Annotated in this window: 2 protein-coding genes and 1 pseudogene; all 3 read right to left on the bottom strand. The window is 54.4% G+C overall.

Annotation, left to right across the window (positions count from 1 at the left end; translation table 11 throughout):
- Window positions 1-131 precede the first annotated feature (131 nt).
- Window positions 132-327 (bottom strand): annotated as a pseudogene (locus LJE91_16590) (hypothetical protein).
- Between the two features lie 225 nt (window positions 328-552).
- Window positions 553-2061: a PAS domain S-box protein gene (locus LJE91_16585; protein MCG6870283.1), complete on the bottom strand. Its 1509-nt coding sequence runs from the start codon at window positions 2059-2061 to the stop codon at window positions 553-555.
- A gap of 577 nt (window positions 2062-2638) precedes the next feature.
- Window positions 2639-4198, bottom strand: a complete 1560-nt coding sequence (gene yidC, locus LJE91_16580; GenBank protein ID MCG6870282.1) for a membrane protein insertase YidC — start codon at window positions 4196-4198, stop codon at window positions 2639-2641.
- Window positions 4199-4391 lie beyond the last annotated feature (193 nt).

The following is a 4391-nucleotide window of genomic DNA, read 5'->3' as shown; positions in this document are numbered from 1 at the left end:
CATACCACCCTGCTTGTCTTTTCGTCCGTCCTCTGTGTTGCGACAACAGTGACATAGTTCGACTATGCGCCTGTTGTCGCGCCTTGATGACGAACGAAAATCCGGCGCGATCTGGTATGCCATTTTCCGGCAATCGCCTTACGCCACGCCCGCTCCTGCGAGGAATTGATCTCGCCCAGATACAATAGGTGCCGCTGCGAGGCCCGTCCACCGGGCAGGCGGCGATTCTCCACGATGCGCCAATACCGCGCAGTGCACCTTGCCATCTTTCTCGCGGGTGGTTGCACGTAGAAACATTGAAGTGGACCCCACGCCTGTTGTTTTCATTCAACATTTTTGTCCTGGTATAGCCATACCGAGGAGAGCCCGCCCACCCCATGCGCTCATACCACCGATCCTGCTGCAACCCGCTGCTGAGCTCGGGATACTTCCACTTCTTCGCGAAACATACCGCTCATTGACCACATCAACGTATAGCGTCTCGTCCGATAAACGCCAGCCTTCTATTTAGGAGTAACTCACAAGGGCAGAAATTTAAAAGAATGAAAAACCTTACTGGTTCCCGGATATATCGACGATGCTCGCCAGCACAACCTGCTTGCCGTGATCCAGATAAGGATTTAAACCCACCTCAACCAGTATCCTGCGGCCATCTGCTGTAACAGCTTCCAGTTTTCGACCCTGCCCCATCTTGCGAACCTCCGGATTGCGTAAAAATTCTGCCCTCAATCGTGAATGATCGCTACGCTGAGCGGATGGCAACAAAAGGTCCACACTCAACCCTTGCAACGTACCCTTTTCGTATCCAAGCATGGATTCCGCGGCAGTGTTGTTCAGAACAATCGTACCTTCAGCGTCGACTACCAGCATGCCGACGCTACTGGCCTCTACAGATAGATGGAACCGCTCTTCCAGTTCCTTGAGGCGTTGCATATGGCTTGCGTGCGCTTTGGCGTGGGCCGCTTCAATTGCCGCACGGTTTTCGCTCTCCTGGCTGCGCATCATAAAGAGCAGGCTCCAGGCATAAATAATCAACAGGAGAATCGTTCCTACAGTAATCTGGACGGTGATATTTTTAGTCGACTCTGCAAGTGCTGAAGTTGACTTGTGCGCCACGAGTTTAAGAGTAAGATCATCCGAATGTATACGCGTTGTGGTAAGAAAATCACCAGACGTGGCTGCGGCAATCCGCGCGATTAATGCCTCCGAAAGTATTTCCTTCCAGACCCAGATGCCATCTTCCAGTTCGGCACTGCCGACACGACTTGAAGAAATGTGGTTCCACGCAGCAGGATATTTTGTCGAGAATACCGCGTATTGTTCGGGGTTGGGTTTTGCTTGGCCTGCCTGTGCATTTGGCGCCAACCCGTATCCGCTTTCGCTCACAATGATATAGTCGGTGTCCGAGGTCCCATCGTGGGCAATTCTGAGAGCCTCCAGCATATAGGGTGTTGAGATGTCGATAATTAAGATGCCACGGCGTTGTCCTCGACTGTTTCGTATTGTCTTGGCCACACGAATGGTCGGCAGAAGATGTTTCTTGCTCTGGCCATTTTCTATATCGAAGTTAAACCGGGAAATATAGATTTCTCCGTCAGGTAGCGATATCACATTCTTGAAATAATCGCGGGAACTTTCATTCTGCAGTTGTTGCGGCTTTACTATGATAGGCGCATTCTGGGAACGCATGACATGCACTCTCTCCGCACCCGATTGGTCGATCCAGCGAATTTGCTGGCAGGTAGGATTCCGGTTCGCTAATGTCAGGAATACTGACTGTAAAACCCGGATGGCACGAGGGGTCGACGTATCGATAGCCAGTTGAACAACTGTTTCTTGGGTCAGGGCGTCCAATCGATGCACCGAGGAAGAAACCTCCGCAGCCACGAACGCACTGATTTGTTGGAGATGACTACGCTCGGCAGCAGAAACCTGCTCGAACTCAGTATCGATACTCATCTGTCTGAACGCGAATGCAACGACAATTGCAACCAGCGCTACCGGGATCAACAACGCCCAAAAATATTTTCTTGGAAAGCGAGTACCATTTGCATCGATCATGGTCCAGTCTCCTTGATATTGGGCCACTTCAAGTAAAGAGGTTTTGATGACGTTTCCAACTAGCGATATCGTCTGTTAAAACTTGTATGTTGACCTCAATCATAGCCTCACAACAGCAAATCATTGAGAATACGCAAATCACGATTAGAATTGGATCGTTGGAGTAGCTTCTAAGGCATTTGTGCTGAAGTCAACAAACGAATCTGGAAATATCATGTCCGCGAGCCTGATCAGCAATAGGGATCCTGGCTCGGTTGTTTATTCGCTGGTTGCTGGGTGCACCACGGCTGATGGCGAAACAACGCAATACGCCATAACCCAAAATACCGGATGCGAGAAAAGAGCAAAAAACTCCTCGCATAGGAATGATCACCTGCCGGTGTTAACCTGCCGTTGCCGGGCAGGTTCGTTGGTGTCGCTATTTTGGCCGATTGCGGACCCCTGTAATTTTCGAGCGATAGGCTTCGGTGACGAGCTGACTCCCATTCGTTCCGAATATTCCGAGATGTAGTTGGATAATGGCTGGTAACCATTTGATGGCAATCGAACGTTTGTCGTCACACCGGCAGTGGTTGCTCTACCGTGTACTGCGGACTACGCGTCCCGCCAAGCTCTTCGCGAACTCTATCAGGTTGTTCGAGGTCCAGTAGAGCACCATCCCGGCGGGAAAGGTATAGAGCAGGACGAAGAACAGGACCGCCATGACGATCAGGTGGTTGCGCTGTTTGCGCGCCAGGTCCAGCGACAGTGATCCGCTGTCGTGGATCAGCGAAGCGAGCAGTGTAACACCCGTCATAATGAACGGCAGGAGATTCAGGTAGGCGCCGAAGAAGGGGAGGGTGAAGGGAAGACGGAAGAAGTGATCGGGCTGCGCCAGATCGGCGATCCACAGGAAAGGGACCCCCGACAACTGGAAGTTCTCATTGAGCATGTAGAAGGCGGCGATGAACACCGGTATCTGGATCAGAAAGCCGAACAGGCTCTTCAGGGAGTAGAACATGGTCACGCCATGCTCACGGTGCAGCGCATGAATGCGATTGACCTGCTCCTCGCCCCTGAAGTTACGTTTAATCACGTCCAGCCCCGGTTGCAGAGCCGAACGCGTGATATCGACCTCCCGTTGCCATCGGTCGGCAACTGCGGTGAGGGGTGACATCGCGATCTTGACGACGACCGCCAGCAGCATGATGGCGATGCCGTAATTTCCCGTCACTTGATAGAGCAGGGCGAGGGGATAGTACAGGGCGAAGCACAGCCAGCGCAGCCAGAACCACAGTGGCGCATAAAGCAACGCAGTCAACGTGGGCGAAGTGCCCTTGAGTTCGTCGAGCTGCACGGGGCCGGCGTAGATCAGGAATCCTTGAACCACCGGGTCCTCAATATCGGACAGCGTGACGGACGCGATTTCCTCGTTCGCTTCGGCAGCCACCCGGATACTGCCTGGATCGGCGGGGCGTGCCAGGAGGGCCCAGAAGCGGTTTCGCAGACCCGCCCAGAAGGGGACGGAGAAGGTCATCTCCGTTCGACCCTCTTCGGTCTCGAAGCGGGATGCCTCGTCACCGATGGCGTAGACCGCCGACAATCGCTCGTGACTCTCCGCGAAGCCCGATCGCTCGCGGGTCGAGTGAAAGTCTCCTTCGCCGACGAGCATCAGGGCCGGCGGGCGCTTCGATGCGAAAGCCTGACGGTTGTTACGCCCGATCTCGACGGTCAGGCGGATGCCGTAGGTGGCCCTGGAGATGTCGTAGGTCTTGCGAATCACCTCACCGGTCCCGATGGGGAGAGATTCGAAGACCAGCGTGACGAACGCGTCATTATCGGATCGATCGACCGAGTACTCGGTCTGCGAGATCGTTCGGGTCAGGATGTCATCGCCCGGGGTGACGATAGAGATTGGGGATCCCTCCGGGCCGGAATTGTTAAAACGAAACCTCGTACCCATTCGGCCCGCCGCCTTGTCACACGCCGGGTAGCAGGCCTCGAGGCGTCGCAGACTCCCGCCCAGGGTGGAGAACTCCAGCACCAGCTTGTCCGTCGTCACGGCGATTGGCTCCGCGGTGACGATGCAGGGAAGGAGCAGGAGCCAGAATGCCACCCACCATCGGGGGACGAGCTTGAACCGCGACGCCTGCTTCATCGACTCGACTACCAATTTATCCGGCGGGCGTAACAGGAATCCGGCGTGTACTTAGGAGCCTGTCGGACTGAGGATTAATCTACTGCGCTGATGGGAGCTCGGCTCAAATGCCCCCGATTTTTCGTTGCGTAGGCCCACTATGCGACCCAAAATCGTGAACATTCGATCTCGCTCTCCCATCATGCTCGCTACG

It is taken from the genome of Gammaproteobacteria bacterium (assembly GCA_022340215.1).
GTDB lineage: Bacteria > Pseudomonadota > Gammaproteobacteria > JAJDOJ01 > JAJDOJ01 > JAJDOJ01.
This window is presented reverse-complemented; position numbering and strand designations above follow the sequence as displayed.

What these genes read in the sequence shown, in the direction of transcription:
- LJE91_16585 (MCG6870283.1), bottom strand. Translation starts at nt 2,061, where the DNA reads ATGATCGATGCAAATGGTACTCGCTTTCCAAGAAAATATTTTTGGGCG.
- yidC (MCG6870282.1), bottom strand. Translation starts at nt 4,198, where the DNA reads ATGAAGCAGGCGTCGCGGTTCAAGCTCGTCCCCCGATGGTGGGTGGCA.